Raw genomic sequence first — 14,479 nt, 5'->3', positions numbered from 1 at the left:
ATCGGGGCTTTAGTAATTCTTTTTACACAGGCCATTAGGGTGAGCACAGTAGTTGTTAAGCCCCCTTTTATACAACATGCTGGTTTTTCCCAACGCAAAAATTAACCTTGGTTTACAAATCACTGAGAAACTCAGCAACGGCTATCATGCCATCAATACTTCTTTTTACCCCATCCCGCTAAAAGACGCCCTGGAGTTTGTACCCGCTAAGAAGAAAACAAGCTTTCAGGCCAGCGGAAGCCACATTCCCCAAGATGGAAAGGACAATTTAGTGCTTAGAGCTTACAAGCTGTTAAAGAAGGATTTTCAGCTTCCGGAACTCGATATTCACCTGCATAAACACATTCCTATTGGAGCAGGTTTGGGAGGAGGCTCGGCAGATGCTGCCTTTATGCTCAAAGCCCTGAACCAACACTTTCAGCTGTTCTTAGATGATAGTTTACTGGAAGAATATGCAGGAGAGCTAGGATCCGATTGCCCTTTTTTTATCGGTAATCAAGCCGCAATGGCCACGGGCACCGGCACAGAGCTTTCTCCCCTGGCTCTTGATTTAAGTGGAATGTACCTGGTGCTGGTATATCCGGCCATTCACATAGCTACACAAAAGGCTTATGCAGGGGTGAGTCCCAAAGCATCCCCCACAGCACTTGAACCCCTTCTTTTAAGCAAAAACTTTGAACGGTGGCGGACAGAGCTGGTCAATGACTTTGAAGATTCGATTTTTAAAGATCATCCTCAACTCAAAACAATCAAAGACACACTCTATCAATCGGGGGCTCAATATGCGGCCATGAGTGGTTCAGGATCAAGTATTTTCGGGCTTTTCAATTCTAAACCGGAAGAAATTCGGGCCCTAAAAGACAAATTCTTTTATCAAACCATGTGCCTGTAGTAAGAAAGTTCGTTTCTTCATCCATGCGTTGGACCTTCCTTTTACTTCTTAGTGTACACTGGACGTTTGCTCAAAGCGTAGATATGGAACTAAGAATATTTGCAGAGGACAGTGAAAACGAAGTATCGATACTAGCCGATAACCAGGAGCTTTTCCCAATTTCAGTATCGCTTCAGTTGAGAGTGGTGAACGCCAAACTGCCCGAAGATATGGAGGAATTTTACGTAATTCCGCCAAAAACACGAGCCCTCAAACTCACCTCCATTACCAAACCACAAAATCAGACATGGTCTTATCAACTCAGTTACAACTATGCCATAGGCAACGCCAAGGCCGTGCATAACGATGACCATACCTACCGGTTGCCATTTCTCAAAGGCAAATCTTACCGTCTAAGCCAAGGCTATAACGGAGCAACAACCCATCGCGGCTCTAATGCATTGGACTTTACGATGCCTGAAGGCGATACCATAACGGCAGCCAGACCGGGTGTGGTGGTACGTATAAAAGAAGACTCTCGAAGAGGCTGCCCAAGTTCTGAATGTGCCGACTACTCAAATTATGTAACCCTTCTGCATGATGATGGAACCTTGGCAGACTACGTGCACCTGAAGTACAGAGGTGTTTTGGTTGCACTGGGAGATACAGTATTGGAAGGGCAGCCCATAGCTCTCGCAGGGGCTACCGGTTGGGCTTCAGGGTCTCATCTCCACTTTGTGGTATATACCACCGGTAAATCGCCATATATCACTATTCCTGTTCGCTTCGAAGTAGCAGAGGGCAAAGTGCAAAGCCTTCAAGAAGGCGAACTATATACCGCTTTTAAGCACCCATTTTAGGCTTGCTTTCAACGCTGAGCTGCCTGCGCCTTTGCATTCTTCTAATGACCGGATATGTCAAAACAGCTCCAAGAATCACGAGGGTACCGTAGTAGAAACCTGTGCTCATTTGCTCATCTTCCCCATAAATGAGCAGGGCCAGTACTATACCATACACAGGCTCCAAATTAATGGTTAGGTTAACCACGAAAGCCGAAATACGCTTCATAAGCTCCACTCCAACCGAAAAGGCATATACGGTACAAACCCCACTTAAAAGCAAGAGAAGTACCCAGTCTCTTGGCTCCGGCCATTGATACATTATTTCGCTGTGCAGTACAAAAGTTTTGTACACCGGAATGAACAATAACAGCCCTACTGCTGCCGAAAGCATTTCATAAAAGGTAATACCGTAGGGCGGATACTTTAGGGTGAATTTAGAATTGAGCACCGAAAAAACAGCTGCCAGAAATGCTGAAATAATGGCCAGAAGAAGGCCGTAGGCATGGGTGAATTCAAATTTAAAGATGAGGTATAAACCAAATATTACCACCAAGCCCAGGAATACCTGAAAAGGCTGAATGCGTTGTTTTTTGAATAACGGCTCTACCAAACTGGTCCAGAAAGTAGTAGTAGCCATTCCGGCCAGGCAAACTGACACTGTTGATACTCTGGCGGCTTCGAAAAAAGTAACCCAATGGGCAGCTACCACAAGACCGGTGAGAAACAAATGAAAAACCCCTCGGGGAGGGAATTTGAAGGTTTTGTCTTTGAATCGCATCACTACCGAAAGCACCAGTGCTGCTATTCCCGTTCGGTACAAAACCAAATCGGTTGAATCGATACTCATTTCATTGCCAAGTATGGCCGTAAACCCCCAGAGAAATACTATAAAGTGGAGTTTTAAAAAGTCTCTTAAAGAAGCCGATTCCATTATTTTGGGACAAAACGGTACAAAAGTACACCAATAATGGAGAAAATGATATTAGGAATCCAAACTGCCAGCAAGGGGTTGGTAGAACCTGCCTCAGCATTGCTTTTTGCGGCTATAAAGAGTATGATATAAATGAAGGCAATCATGAAGCCAAGCGCAATTTGAAAGCCTACACCTCCCCTTGTTTTGCGTGAAGAGAGAATAACTCCGATGAAGGTGAGAATGATAGCCGAGAAAGGCGACATATACCGAACATACTTCTCAATAACATATATGGGTATATTATCTGCCCCTTTCATTTTAAGGTCGGCAATGTATTGATCCAGTTCATTGAGGGTAAGCGTTTGTTCAAAACTGTTCAGGTTACCAAAATCACTGGGTTTCATGTTAATTTTCAGAAGCGTATCGTTGTTCTTTCCGTATTTATAGTCTTCGCCCATAGATAAAAATTTACGGAGAGTCCAATCTGAAGCCTCCCATCCTTGTTGCAAAGAATCCCACTTTACCTGCCTGGCAGTAAACTTCCACTCAACATCGGTTCCTTTTATTTCTTCCAACGTGAAGCGAAAAGCAATATCTCTACGCGAGTCGTATGAGGCAATGTAGGCATAAGTTGTGGGGCTCACCTTAAAGTGCACATCGCGTTCCGAAAAATTGAATTCCTGACCAAAATAAGCCTGTTCGAATGCGACCCTGAATTTATTGGCCTCGGGAATAACCCAACCGGTAAAAACGAAGCTGGTTATGGCAATAATCACTGACCCAAAAAAGAAGGGTCTCAGCATGCGCGGATAACTAACTCCACCACTCAGAATAGCGATAATCTCTGTATGACTGGCCAGTTTGGAGGTAACAAAAACCGTAGCAATAAAAACCGTTATAGGGGTAATAAGGTTCGCTATATAGGGCGCGTAGGTTAAGAAATACTCTATGATCAGGCGGGCGGGAACTTCGTTTTTAATGAAGTTTTCGTTGCGCTCAGAGAAGGTAATGATGAGTACAATAGAAACCAGTATACCGACCACAAACACAAAGGTGGTCAGAAACTTAACGAGAATATACCTATCGAGAATTCTCATCATAATCGTCTGGTCACCTTTTTCACCATTTGGTTTTTCCAATCAATAAACGTGCCTTTTCGTATTTCTTTTCTGGCTTCTTTTACCAGCCACAGGTAAAAGGTAAGGTTGTGAATGGATGCAATTTGCGCAGCCAAAATTTCTTTACTTACCACCAAGTGTCTTAAATATGCCTTGCTGTAAAAAGTGTCTACATAGCCACCAAGATTTGGGTCAATGGGGCTGTAGTCGTTCTTCCACTTTTCGTTCCTGATGTTAATAATTCCTTCTGAGGTAAACAGCATTCCGTTACGTGCATTACGGGTTGGCATTACACAGTCGAACATATCTACCCCCAGAGCTATACATTCCAGTATATTTTCTGGCGTACCCACCCCCATCAGGTATCGGGGTTTATCTTTTGGCAGAATATCACAAACCACTTCAGTTTGCTCATACATCATTTCATGAGGCTCCCCTACAGAAAGCCCTCCTATGGCATTACCTTCTCTCTCAAACGAGGCGATTGTTTCGGCCGACTTGATGCGTAAATCTTTGAAGGTGCTGCCCTGTACTATTGGAAAAAGGGTCTGCGAATATCCATATTTACCCTCGGTGGCATCAAACCTATCACAACAACGCTTTAGCCAACGGTGGGTCATTTCCATAGACTCACGGGCGTATCCATATTCACAGGGATAAGGAGTACACTCATCAAAAGCCATGATAATATCAGCCCCAATGGTTCGCTGAATATCCATCACATTTTCTGGGGTAAACACATGCTTAGACCCATCGATATGTGATTTAAAAGTTACACCCTCCTCTTTGATCTTTCGGGTTCCAGACAGTGAATACACCTGATACCCACCTGAGTCCGTAAGAATTGGCTTGTCCCAGCCGTTGAAACGATGCAGTCCCCCGGCTCCTTCAATTACATCCAGTCCGGGTCTCAAATAAAGGTGATAGGTGTTGCCCAAAATAATTTGAGCTTGTACATCATTGTGTAGTTCACGTTGATGTACGGCCTTTACGGTACCTGCGGTACCCACAGGCATAAAAATTGGGGTTTCTATGCTACCATTATCGGTAGTTACAACCCCTGCTCTTGCCTTCGACCCCTTATCTTCTGCTACTAGCTTAAACTCCATCGACTTGATTTGAAGCCACAAAAATAGCAGTATTGCTTAATTCTATTTTCTTTAGCGTTTATTCTTTCCTCATTGAGCCTCATTGATATTGCATTTTTAATCTGTATGGCTGTGCAAACTGGCTTTGTCCTTGCACTTGTTATTCCATTAATCAGGCATAGAGCCCCAAAAACGTTTGACAATCACCAGGGGGTATCGGTAATTATTGCCGCTCGAAATGAAGCTAAAAACCTGAATCAGTTACTCCAAAGGCTCAAAGAACAAGACCAGGAGTATCCGTATGAGGTAATTGTTGTAAATGATCGTTCTACAGACCAGTCAGCCTTACTACTGAACGAATGGCAAAAACAATGGAAGGCCCTGACCGTAGTGGATGTGGAGTCCTTACCTGCCGGTTGGACCGGAAAGAAATATGCATTGTTCTGTGGAGTACAAAAAGCCCGGTTTTCCAAACTACTGTTTACCGATGCGGATTGTCTGCCAGCCTCAGATCAATGGATTCAGCTTATGGGTAACGCTCTGGCGAATGATTATCAGGTTGTACTGGGGTACTCGCCTTATGCTAAAAGAAAGGGCTGGCTAAACCGGTTTATTCAGTATGAGACCCTTTGGGTAGCTATGCAGTATTTGGGCTTTGCCTTGTGGAAAAAACCTTACATGGGAGTGGGAAGAAACTGGGCGGTGACCCACCAACATTACGACCTTGATTTTCTAAAAAAGATTGGTCATTTAGAAGGTGGAGACGATGATTTAATGGTTGGCCACCTGAGCAAAACACACTCCATACAAATTCTTATTGAACCAGCTGCATTCACTGTAAGTACGCCAAAAGAGACGCTTAAATCATACTTGCATCAGAAAATCAGACATTTATCAGCCGGAAAGCACTATGATAAAAAAGACCAAACGCTTTTGGGAATTTTTACGTTATCTTGTGTGGTCGGATGGGGATTGTTTTTTTGGGCATTGGCTACCAGTTCACTCCCCTCATGGATATGGACGGCCTTTGGCGTCAGATGTCTGTTGAACTATGCAATCATCAGGCAATTGGGGCAAAAACTCAAAACAGAGATAGAAATTTGGTCGCTTCCTTTTTTAGATCTTTGTTATTGTTTTTATTATCCCTTAGTCGCCATAAAGGCATTGGCAACGAAGCAAGTTGAATGGAAGTAGGTAAGCAATTCTCAAAAAAGGCATTAGAAGATTTCAGGTTAATTGACGCAGCAGTTTCAGGGCTAGACGAACAGGCTTATGCTGATCTTATGAAACGGTATAAGAAACCGGTTTATCATATGATCCTTAAAATGGTTCGTAATGTCGATGATGCCGAAGACCTGACCATTGAAGCTTTTGCAAAGGCTTTCAAAAACCTTCATAAGTTTAAAAAAGACTTTACTTTCTCTACCTGGCTGTTCCGTATAGCCACTAACAATACCATTGACTTTATTCGCAAAAAGCGGCTTGACACCATGAGCCTTAACACATCGTTTACCGATGACAACGGAGAGGCTGTAACCATTGATGTTCAGGATAAAAATCTGAACCCACAAGATGAAACCATAAAGGCTCAAAAAATTGAGCTGGTCCATATGTTTGTAGACAAACTACCTGCAAAATATCAGCGGTTAGTAAAACTACGCTACTTCGATGAACTGAGCTACGATGAAATTGCTCAGGAACTGGGAGCACCATTGGGTACTGTAAAAGCTCAACTACACCGTGCCAGAGAGCTCATGTACGATTTGGTGAAAAATAAGAAGGAGCACATCTAATCGCACCAACGGTCATTGCATCTTCCTCTGCCCTTTAAATTGGAAGAATGGAGCTAGTCAATGTGTATTCCATATATCTTTGCAGCATGAAGAATCTGCTTCAGTACTTTCCCAACCTGAACCAAGAGCAAAAAGAACGGTTCGAACGTCTGCCGGGTCTATATGCCGAATGGAATGATAAAATCAACGTAGTCTCCAGAAAAGACATTGAGAACCTCATGGAGCGACATGTGATTCACTCATTGGGTATAGCCAAGGTATTGAACTTCAGGCCGGGAACGCGGATTCTTGACGTAGGCACAGGAGGTGGCTTTCCCGGTATTCCGCTGGCCATACTTTTCCCCGAGTGCCAATTTCTTTTGGTAGACTCCATTGGCAAGAAAATCAAAGTGGTTAACGAAGTAGCCCATGCCCTGGGCCTTGAAAATGTCAAAGGTCAGCACGTAAGGGCTGAGCAAGTGGAGGGCCAGTTCCATTTTATTGTGAGCCGTGCGGTCACACGTCTGGGCAATTTTTATCCCTGGGTGAAAGACAAGTTTATGAAGCAGTCTAACCACTCCCTCAAAAACGGTATCCTGTACCTAAAAGGTGGCGAGTTGGATGAAGAACTAAAGGAGTCTAAGTTGAAGCGTATAAAAACATATGCACTTTCAGAGCACTTTAAAGAAGAGTTCTTCGAGACCAAGAAAGTGGTCTATATACCGGCTCAGTAGTCTTCTTCTGCCCTTTTTTTGGCCGTTAGTACCAAAATGCAATAGACTCCCAGTAGGGTACCAATAGGAATATTGATAAGGCTTATTATGCCATATACCAAAGCCGGAACTTCGGCCCACTTGCGTTGATTAACAAGCCCTATCCCAATAATAATTCGAGGAATGAAGAAAATAAGGGCTATCCCCCAAAGTAAGGAGCTGATGAAATCGAAAATCCATGCAGCTTCCGGAGGCATATCTCCATCTTGCGCAGCCATTCGAATGATAAAATCCATAAACTGATCGTAAAACAGAATACTCAGAAGACCAAAAGCACTGAAGATAATGAAAATGATACCAATGACTTTTTTGTGAACAGGATCGGTGAGATTCATGGCTTTTTCTTTTCAATTTAAATATTGTAGGCAGCAATTACCAATAGGTGTCAATCCGATAAGTATGGCAGACCTTTGTAAACCAATGCTTTCGTTCTAATGCCCACCATCTGAAAGCTTCTTACTCAAAGCGAAGCGACTCAATAGGATCCATAGCGGCAGCTCGCTTGGCAGGAACGTAACCGGAAATAACTCCTACTACAACACAAATAATCAGACCTACGGTAATCCACAGCCACGGAATAATAAATGCTCCTCCTAATAACTTGGCCAGAATGTTCCCTACAATAATGCCGAGAACAGCTCCTGCAATACCGCCCATTTGGCAAATTACTACCGACTCAATAAGAAACTGTTGCAGTATGCGCTTTGGAGTAGCTCCAAGAGCCTTTCTAATCCCTATTTCACGGGTTCTCTCGGTTACCGAAACCATCATAATATTCATTAGGCCAATAGCCGCTCCTAACAGGGTTACAGCACCTATACCAAATCCGGCCATTCGCATGCCATTGGTAATGTTATCAAGGGCTTCTGTAACCGAGTCGCTCCTTTCTACTTCGAAAGAGTCTTCTTCTCCTATTCTATCGCCCCTAATCTGACGCATTAAACCGGTGGCTTCACCCATGGCATACTCAATATCTTCAGGGTTCTGGATCATGGTAGTAATATTGAAGCGCATAGAGCCTCTTCTATCCAGTCGTTTGGCATTCTGTAGCGGAATGATAATGTTTCTATCTTCTTCTGTATCGCCACCAAAACCTCCTTTTTCTTCCAAAATTCCGATTACCCGGTAATTGTTGCCGTAAAACTTCACTTGTTGGTTGAGCGGGTCTTCATTGGCTTCGAAAAGGGCCTTTACTACTTCCGTACCCAAAATGCACACGTAGTTTCCATATTGAATTTCCAACGAAGAGAAATTTCTACCGCGCTCAATATTAATACCCTTTATAGCTATGTAGTTTTCATCGCCTCCCGTAACCGAAATATTTGGGTTGGTGGTTTTGCTACCATACTTTATTTCCGCAATACCACTCACACGGGTATAAACTGTAGTGGTAGAAGGAAACTCAAAAGTTTCTTTGAAGCGGTTGGCCTCCGTAAAGCGAATGGGCTCATAAGACTTCTCCTTTCTACCATTCTGGTTTCTTCGGCCGGAAAAACGAGAATTAATATCGAAACTATTAGCTCCCAGGTTGGATAAGCTGGCATCAATTTCACTTTTAATGCCATCTACAGCCGTGAGCATACCTACCAGAGAAGTAATACCAATGGCAATGATGAGTCCGGTAAGGACAGTTCGGAGAATGTTGGCTTTTATGGAGCTAATGCCTTCGGAGATGTTTTGTCTTAAATTCATGCGTAATACTTGAGTCTAACCTCGTTATAAATGTAATTGACCACTGGTCAAGTTTTAGCAACTAATACGTAAATTGAACGATTCCACAGCTAAACGGTTTAATATCTTGTTCGCTATGAAGAAACTAGTTTTCACCTTTCTCTTCTGCCTTTTTACAATCACTGGTTTTGCCAATAAGATATTGGTTCCTATGGACGAAAGCCAGACCAACCACCTCAAAGCTTATGGAATTGCCTATTGGGTTTTAAGTCAAGACGAACCAATTGACTGGATGTTAAATTACAGGGGAGGAAGTTTTTTACTGCCCGCCCGAACGGGCATTGAAAATGAACTGGTGGTAAGGGGAGTGAGCTATCAGGTAATTTCTGATGCCGATGCCCTCAAGCTGGAGCAACTCCTCTCCTCTCCTTCGAGCAACATGGATATGATGCGGCTGGAGAAGGTGCCCAAAATTGCCGTTTACTCACCCAAAAGCAAAATGCCCTGGGACGATGCCGTAACACTGGCCCTGACCTATGCAGAAATTCCTTACGATGTGGTTTATGATGATGAACTCATGAACGATGAACTAACCTCATACGATTGGTTACACTTACACCATGAAGATTTTACGGGTCAGTACGGAAAGTTCTATGCCACCTTTAAAAACTACTCGTGGTATATTCAGCAGCAGAAAGACTATGAAGCTTCGGCCAAAAAACATGGCTTTGCAAAAGTTTCTCAACTCAAATTGGCCATTGCTCAAAAAATCAGGGCATTTGTGGCCGGGGGGGGCTTTCTGTTTGCCATGTGCTCGGCCACCGACTCTTTCGACATTGCCCTGGCAGCCAATGGAGTAGACTTTATAGAGTCTATGTACGATGGCGACCCTGCCGAGCCGGGGGCAGAACGAAGGTTTGACTTTACACAAACGCTGGCCTTCGAAAACTTTAAGCTCAAAACCAATCCACTGGAGTATGAATTTTCCGATATAGACAACACGGATGCCCGCAGACAACGCTCGCTCAACGAGGGCAATGATTACTTTAAGCTCTTTCAGTTTTCAGCCAAGTGGGATCCGGTGCCAACTATGCTCACACAAAACCATACCAATCTCATTAAAGGGTTTTACGGGCAAACCACGTCATTTAAGAAACGGGTAGTAAAACCAGATGTGGTAGTAATGGGCGAAACAATTGCAGCCAATGAAGACAAATACATTCACGGCATCTATGGCAAGGGATTCTGGACTTTTTACGGAGGACACGACCCGGAAGATTATCAGCATCGGGTAGGTGAAGAACCGACCGATCTTAACCTTTTCCCTAATTCGCCCGGCTACAGGCTTATTCTAAACAATATTCTATTTCCGGCTGCTAAAAAGAAAAAACGGAAGACCTAGTACAAAGTCGCCCCCCGAAACGGAAGCTTTAATTATCATCATCTTCATTCAAGATACCTTCATCGTTATTCTTCCGATCGCGCTTGCGCTCTTTTTTAGGCGGCTTTTCTTCACTCTTATTCCCTTTCTTTTTGAACAGCCCTAAAATTCCCTTTTTGGAGGTTGTATCGGTAGCAAGGGTGTCGGGCTGTTGAGCTTTTAACAAACTACTGTCTATGGGTGCTGGGGGCTCGGGCAGTTCCAGAAAGTAATCTTTGTAACGCTTGTCGTACTCATCTTGCTCCACATTGAACCCTCCTCTCAGCAGCGGGGCATGTTGTGCCTGTATAGCCGGAGGTAGCGCATTATACTCCTGCATTAAACGATCGTAAGCCGCAGTATCTCCACGATTGACAGTTGCTCGCACCAGACTATCGTAGGCGGCACTGTTAAAGTGAACCAGCTCGGTCTCCAACTGGTCGAGTTTATAGAACGGTCGCTTTTTGGTAATACGGTCGAACAGATAAGGGTTTTCAAGAACAGGTTTTTCCCGACCGGAAAAAATCTTCACCCACAGTTTTTCTTTCACCCGGTTTTCATAGGTAAAACCGGCCTTTTCTAAAGAATGCACCCTGCCGGTCTGTATTCTAAACCCTTTACCTTCCGTACCTTTGATAAACTTTTCCATCATGCTATCACCTTCTGCTTTGTACTTAAATCCGTAAGGACGCTTGGGCACGGTATCACCATCCACTACAGTAAACAGAGAGTAAAGATCGCGCTGGTGATCTTCATCCAGCACAAAGGAAGAATGGTAAGCAGGGCATATCATTTGTATCCCGCAAGAAGATAGCAGGCACAGTACCATAAGGCATATGACAGGTGTTTTAGTCATTCGTGGTCTCCCAGTTGGCCGCCAATTTAAAAAGTTTTACATAAAGAGGTTCCCCAAAAACCCTTTATCACACAGTCTTACAGTCGTTTAAAAAGCATTTAAATCAAAAAGAGAGAATAGCAGTTATTCTATTAAGTTTGATCTAATGAAGCAGTTCGATTATATAATAGCCGGAGGTGGGGCAGCCGGATTAACCCTGGCTTATCTGCTGACGGGTTTCGAAGATAAGCAAAAAAGCATACTTATAATCGAAAAAGACTCAAAAAGCACCAACGACCGCACCTGGTGCTTTTGGCAAAAAGGCCAAAACCTGCTGGAGCAACTGGTGTTCAAAACATGGGCAAACGCCAGAGTAGCTACCTCAAAGTGGCATAAAACCTATGCTCTCGCTCCATATTCCTATAAGATGATTCGGGCAATAGACTTCTATGCCTTCATGAAAGAAAACCTAAATGTGCCGCAAGTAGTCTGGGTACAGGAAACGGTGGAACAAATAAGCCCAAACGGAGTGGTTAAAACTGACTCTTCTGAGTATAAAGGACGATTGGTTTTTTCCAGCATTTTCAACCTTAACACGCTCCAAAAAGAAGCCTCCACTACTCTTTTACAGCACTTTAAAGGGTGGGTAATTGAAACTGCATCAGACAGTTTTTTGCCGGACACAGCCACCTACATGGATTTTTCGGTAGACCAACAAGGCGATTGTCGCTTTGGCTACGTGCTGCCTTTCAGCAGCAAAAGGGCTCTTGTTGAATATACCCTATTTAGCCCTGCAATGCTTTCTGATACAGAATATACACTGGGTTTGAAGAGCTACATTAAACAATTAGGTATTGAAGGTTACACCATTGCTGAGGAAGAGTTTGGTGTAATTCCAATGACGGATCATCGCTTCGTGATCAAACAAAGTGAAAACGTCTATAACATTGGCATTAACGGAGGCTTTGCCAAGGCCTCTACGGGCTACACATTTCTGCGCGGACAGCAAATACTCCAAGCCATGGTAGAAAACCTGAAAAAGGGAAAAGCACCCGACAGCCATCTACCCTACCAAACCTCCCGATTCAAAGCCTATGATGCCACTCTATTGAGGGTTTTAGCCGAAGGAAAATATACCGGTGAAGAAATTTTCGGATCTCTTTTCAGAAAAAATGGACTGCACACAATGTTTAGATTTCTCGATGAAGAGACGGGGCTTTTAGAAGAATTGAAAATTATGGCCTCCACCCCATTATTGAATTTTGGGAAGAACTTTTTAAAACAATATGTTGACTAAGACGTATAAACAGAACCCCGTATACGTCTATCTTCACAGATCTTCGAAGAAATTTTCTTCTTAACATATCAAAGAATAATATTTACATATATTGATTTATATGATTTTATATGTAAATTAACATGTAATTACATTAATCCATTAAAGTTTTTAGGCGTAAGAATTGTCTATGTTTAGTTCTTTGGGCACATCTGATTCTCGTGAGTCAAAAGCAAAGCTGGTACTTAATATAAACACCACGCTGAGCTTGGCTCATGACAAGTCTTTTGCCGATGTCTTGCACGACATCGCCCAAGAGATAAGAACATCGATTGGAGCTCATCAATCAGCGGTAAGCTTTATACCAGACGGAGATTTTCAGCGGGCAGTCCATACCCATAGCTTCTCGAGTAAGTACGAAAAATATAATTCCTATGACGTAATGCCCACTGGCAAGGGGATCTGGCGCTTGGTTATTGACCAAAGGAAGTCGGTGAGATTTACGGAAGAAGAACTCTACAGCCACCCTATGTTCAAACGCTTTAGCGAACTTAAAGATGCCCGTGGACTTGAGCATCCTCCTATGCCTGGCTGGCTGGCATCACCTGTAAAACGACCCAATGGTGAAGTTGTGGGTGTTTTACAACTTAGCGACCGATTCGAAGGTGATTTTGACGAGCATGACCAGGAGTATCTGGAAGGCATGGCCAAGCTAACCAGCATTATATTTGAACTTCAGTACGTTAATCACGATTTAGCCGAAAAAACCAAGCAGGCCGAATTGGCCGAACGTAAGCTGAGAAGGGCCGTTTCTTCACTCCAAAGACAAAATCAGGAAATAGAGCAATTTGTTTACGTAGCCTCTCACGATCTGCAAGAACCCTTACGCACCATTATAGACCTCTCAGAAAAGCTGAAAAAGGACTATGCCGATACACTTGACGCCAAAGGAAACAAGCTGCTTTCATTTGTCTCCGATTCATCTAACCGCATGCGCAACCTGGTAAAAGGCCTGTTAGAGTATGGCAGGATTGGAAAAAACAAACAACTGAAATCGGTTGACTGTATTAAGCTGGTAAAGGCCGTAAAGAAAGACATGAAAACCTCTATTGAGGAAGTAGACGGAGAGCTTATTATTAACGACTTGCCTATAATCAACGCCTACGAAACAGAGCTAAGAGTACTTTTTCAAAACCTAATAGCCAATGCCATAAAATTCAGAAGAAAAGACGTTCCACCCCGTGTGGTCGTTTCGGCCAAACCCAACAATGGCTGGACTTTCTCTATAGAAGACAATGGCATAGGTATTGACAAACAGTATCAGGATCAGATTTTTGTCATTTTTCAACGTCTGTACAACCAAAGTGAATATCCGGGTACCGGTATCGGCCTGTCGCATTGCAAAAAGATAGTGGAGTTGCACGGTGGTAATATCTGGGTAGAATCGACCCCAAATGAAGGATCTACCTTCTTTTTTAACATTCCTAATTTATAGTCTATGGAAAAGAAGCTAAAATGCATTCTGTTGGTTGACGATGATGCTGCCACCAATTTTCTGAACTCAATGGTTGTTGAAGAGGCCGAATGTTGCGAACGCTGTGTGGTAGCTAAAAGCGGCATGGAAGCTCTGGAGTTCTTGAAGTCATCGGAAAACGGAGAATATCCGCAGCCCGATCTAATTTTTTTAGATATAAACATGCCCGGCATGAACGGCTGGCAGTTTTTGGAGCACTACGAAAAGCTACACATTGACCAAAAGGCCAAAGTGGTTATTGTAATGCTCACCACATCGCTCAACCCCGATGATCTTGAAAAATCCAAAAGCACCAAAGTAGAGGGCTTTATTCACAAACCTCTTACAGAAGAAATACTCAAAAAAATTATCGATAAGAACTTCTAA

Annotated in this window: 15 protein-coding genes; 9 read left to right on the top strand and 6 right to left on the bottom strand. The window is 43.3% G+C overall.

What is annotated here, in order from left to right; translation table 11 throughout:
• Nucleotides 1–76 precede the first annotated feature (76 nt).
• Nucleotides 77–892 carry a 4-(cytidine 5'-diphospho)-2-C-methyl-D-erythritol kinase gene (gene ispE / locus B3O12_RS18250; protein WP_286757328.1) on the top strand — a complete coding sequence of 272 codons (816 nt, stop codon included), beginning with the start codon at nucleotides 77–79 and terminating at the stop codon, nucleotides 890–892.
• Nucleotides 883–1,731: a M23 family metallopeptidase gene (locus tag B3O12_RS18245; protein ID WP_286757327.1), complete on the top strand. Its 849-nt coding sequence runs from the start codon at nucleotides 883–885 to the stop codon at nucleotides 1,729–1,731. Before ispE ends, B3O12_RS18245 begins: the two co-directional genes overlap by 10 nt.
• Here the strand turns inward: B3O12_RS18245 and B3O12_RS18240 are convergent.
• From B3O12_RS18240 to tgt, 3 genes are read right to left on the bottom strand one after another with little or no spacing between them, the layout of a single operon-like run.
• The gene (locus B3O12_RS18240) at nucleotides 1,715–2,644 is read right to left on the bottom strand and encodes a DMT family transporter (RefSeq protein ID WP_189629759.1); all 930 of its coding nucleotides are present in this window, start codon (nucleotides 2,642–2,644) and stop codon (nucleotides 1,715–1,717) included. The two genes, B3O12_RS18245 and B3O12_RS18240, sit on opposite strands and share 17 nt — an antisense overlap.
• On the bottom strand, nucleotides 2,644–3,726 hold the full coding sequence (locus B3O12_RS18235; protein WP_348655403.1) for an LptF/LptG family permease: 1,083 nt from the start codon (nucleotides 3,724–3,726) through the stop codon (nucleotides 2,644–2,646). The genes B3O12_RS18240 and B3O12_RS18235 overlap by 1 nt, the downstream gene beginning before the upstream one ends.
• Nucleotides 3,723–4,853 carry a tRNA guanosine(34) transglycosylase Tgt gene (gene tgt, locus B3O12_RS18230; protein WP_286757326.1) on the bottom strand — a complete coding sequence of 377 codons (1,131 nt, stop codon included), beginning with the start codon at nucleotides 4,851–4,853 and terminating at the stop codon, nucleotides 3,723–3,725. The genes B3O12_RS18235 and tgt overlap by 4 nt, the downstream gene beginning before the upstream one ends.
• 105 nt (nucleotides 4,854–4,958) lie before the next feature.
• Here tgt and B3O12_RS18225 point away from each other — a divergent pair, with 105 nt between their 5' ends.
• From B3O12_RS18225 to rsmG, 3 genes are all read left to right on the top strand, one after another.
• The gene (locus B3O12_RS18225; RefSeq protein WP_286757324.1) at nucleotides 4,959–6,026 is read left to right on the top strand and encodes a glycosyltransferase; all 1,068 of its coding nucleotides are present in this window, start codon (nucleotides 4,959–4,961) and stop codon (nucleotides 6,024–6,026) included.
• The gene (locus B3O12_RS18220; RefSeq protein WP_286745730.1) at nucleotides 6,017–6,625 is read left to right on the top strand and encodes an RNA polymerase sigma factor; all 609 of its coding nucleotides are present in this window, start codon (nucleotides 6,017–6,019) and stop codon (nucleotides 6,623–6,625) included. Before B3O12_RS18225 ends, B3O12_RS18220 begins: the two co-directional genes overlap by 10 nt.
• 86 nt (nucleotides 6,626–6,711) lie before the next feature.
• Complete coding sequence (gene rsmG, locus B3O12_RS18215; protein WP_286757322.1) at nucleotides 6,712–7,338, top strand: 16S rRNA (guanine(527)-N(7))-methyltransferase RsmG; 627 nt, start codon at nucleotides 6,712–6,714, stop codon at nucleotides 7,336–7,338.
• On the opposite strand, the gene B3O12_RS18210 is transcribed toward rsmG, so the two are convergent.
• Together B3O12_RS18210 and B3O12_RS18205 are read right to left on the bottom strand one after the other, a co-directional pair.
• On the bottom strand, nucleotides 7,332–7,712 hold the full coding sequence (locus tag B3O12_RS18210) for a hypothetical protein (RefSeq protein ID WP_286745727.1): 381 nt from the start codon (nucleotides 7,710–7,712) through the stop codon (nucleotides 7,332–7,334). The genes rsmG and B3O12_RS18210 overlap by 7 nt on opposite strands.
• A gap of 121 nt (nucleotides 7,713–7,833) precedes the next feature.
• Nucleotides 7,834–9,069, bottom strand: a complete 1,236-nt coding sequence (locus B3O12_RS18205; protein ID WP_286757321.1) for an ABC transporter permease — start codon at nucleotides 9,067–9,069, stop codon at nucleotides 7,834–7,836.
• A 115-nt stretch (nucleotides 9,070–9,184) separates the two neighbouring features.
• Between B3O12_RS18205 and B3O12_RS18200 the strand changes: the two genes are divergently transcribed.
• A complete protein-coding gene (locus B3O12_RS18200; RefSeq protein WP_286745724.1) occupies nucleotides 9,185–10,450 on the top strand; it encodes an asparagine synthetase B in 1,266 nt (421 codons plus the stop codon).
• Between the two features lie 28 nt (nucleotides 10,451–10,478).
• Here B3O12_RS18200 and B3O12_RS18195 read toward each other — a convergent pair whose 3' ends face one another.
• Nucleotides 10,479–11,324 carry a hypothetical protein gene (locus B3O12_RS18195; protein WP_286757320.1) on the bottom strand — a complete coding sequence of 282 codons (846 nt, stop codon included), beginning with the start codon at nucleotides 11,322–11,324 and terminating at the stop codon, nucleotides 10,479–10,481.
• Nucleotides 11,325–11,469: 145 nt separating this feature from the next.
• Between B3O12_RS18195 and B3O12_RS18190 the strand changes: the two genes are divergently transcribed.
• From B3O12_RS18190 to B3O12_RS18180, 3 genes are all read left to right on the top strand, one after another.
• Nucleotides 11,470–12,600 (top strand): lycopene cyclase family protein, encoded by a 1,131-nt coding sequence (locus B3O12_RS18190; protein WP_286757318.1) that lies wholly within the window; start codon nucleotides 11,470–11,472, stop codon nucleotides 12,598–12,600.
• 169 nt (nucleotides 12,601–12,769) lie between these two features.
• Nucleotides 12,770–14,074: a sensor histidine kinase gene (locus tag B3O12_RS18185; protein ID WP_189629749.1), complete on the top strand. Its 1,305-nt coding sequence runs from the start codon at nucleotides 12,770–12,772 to the stop codon at nucleotides 14,072–14,074.
• 3 nt (nucleotides 14,075–14,077) lie between these two features.
• A complete protein-coding gene (locus tag B3O12_RS18180; protein WP_286757317.1) occupies nucleotides 14,078–14,479 on the top strand; it encodes a response regulator in 402 nt (133 codons plus the stop codon).

It is taken from the genome of Roseivirga sp. UBA838 (assembly GCF_002296035.1).
Classification (GTDB): domain Bacteria; phylum Bacteroidota; class Bacteroidia; order Cytophagales; family Cyclobacteriaceae; genus Roseivirga; species Roseivirga thermotolerans.
The sequence above is the reverse complement of the archived record's forward strand: the minus strand, read 5'-3'. Positions and strand labels throughout refer to the sequence as shown.

Bases quoted from the DNA above. Each gene is read 5' to 3' on its own strand.
- ispE (WP_286757328.1), top strand. From the start codon at position 77: ATGCTGGTTTTTCCCAACGCAAAAATTAACCTTGGTTTACAAATCACT.
- B3O12_RS18240 (WP_189629759.1), bottom strand. From the start codon at position 2,644: ATGGAATCGGCTTCTTTAAGAGACTTTTTAAAACTCCACTTTATAGTA.
- B3O12_RS18235 (WP_348655403.1), bottom strand. From the start codon at position 3,726: ATGATGAGAATTCTCGATAGGTATATTCTCGTTAAGTTTCTGACCACC.
- tgt (WP_286757326.1), bottom strand. From the start codon at position 4,853: ATGGAGTTTAAGCTAGTAGCAGAAGATAAGGGGTCGAAGGCAAGAGCA.
- B3O12_RS18225 (WP_286757324.1), top strand. From the start codon at position 4,959: ATGGCTGTGCAAACTGGCTTTGTCCTTGCACTTGTTATTCCATTAATC.
- B3O12_RS18220 (WP_286745730.1), top strand. From the start codon at position 6,017: ATGGAAGTAGGTAAGCAATTCTCAAAAAAGGCATTAGAAGATTTCAGG.
- rsmG (WP_286757322.1), top strand. From the start codon at position 6,712: ATGAAGAATCTGCTTCAGTACTTTCCCAACCTGAACCAAGAGCAAAAA.
- B3O12_RS18210 (WP_286745727.1), bottom strand. From the start codon at position 7,712: ATGAATCTCACCGATCCTGTTCACAAAAAAGTCATTGGTATCATTTTC.
- B3O12_RS18205 (WP_286757321.1), bottom strand. From the start codon at position 9,069: ATGAATTTAAGACAAAACATCTCCGAAGGCATTAGCTCCATAAAAGCC.
- B3O12_RS18200 (WP_286745724.1), top strand. From the start codon at position 9,185: ATGAAGAAACTAGTTTTCACCTTTCTCTTCTGCCTTTTTACAATCACT.
- B3O12_RS18195 (WP_286757320.1), bottom strand. From the start codon at position 11,324: ATGACTAAAACACCTGTCATATGCCTTATGGTACTGTGCCTGCTATCT.
- B3O12_RS18190 (WP_286757318.1), top strand. From the start codon at position 11,470: ATGAAGCAGTTCGATTATATAATAGCCGGAGGTGGGGCAGCCGGATTA.
- B3O12_RS18185 (WP_189629749.1), top strand. From the start codon at position 12,770: ATGTTTAGTTCTTTGGGCACATCTGATTCTCGTGAGTCAAAAGCAAAG.
- B3O12_RS18180 (WP_286757317.1), top strand. From the start codon at position 14,078: ATGGAAAAGAAGCTAAAATGCATTCTGTTGGTTGACGATGATGCTGCC.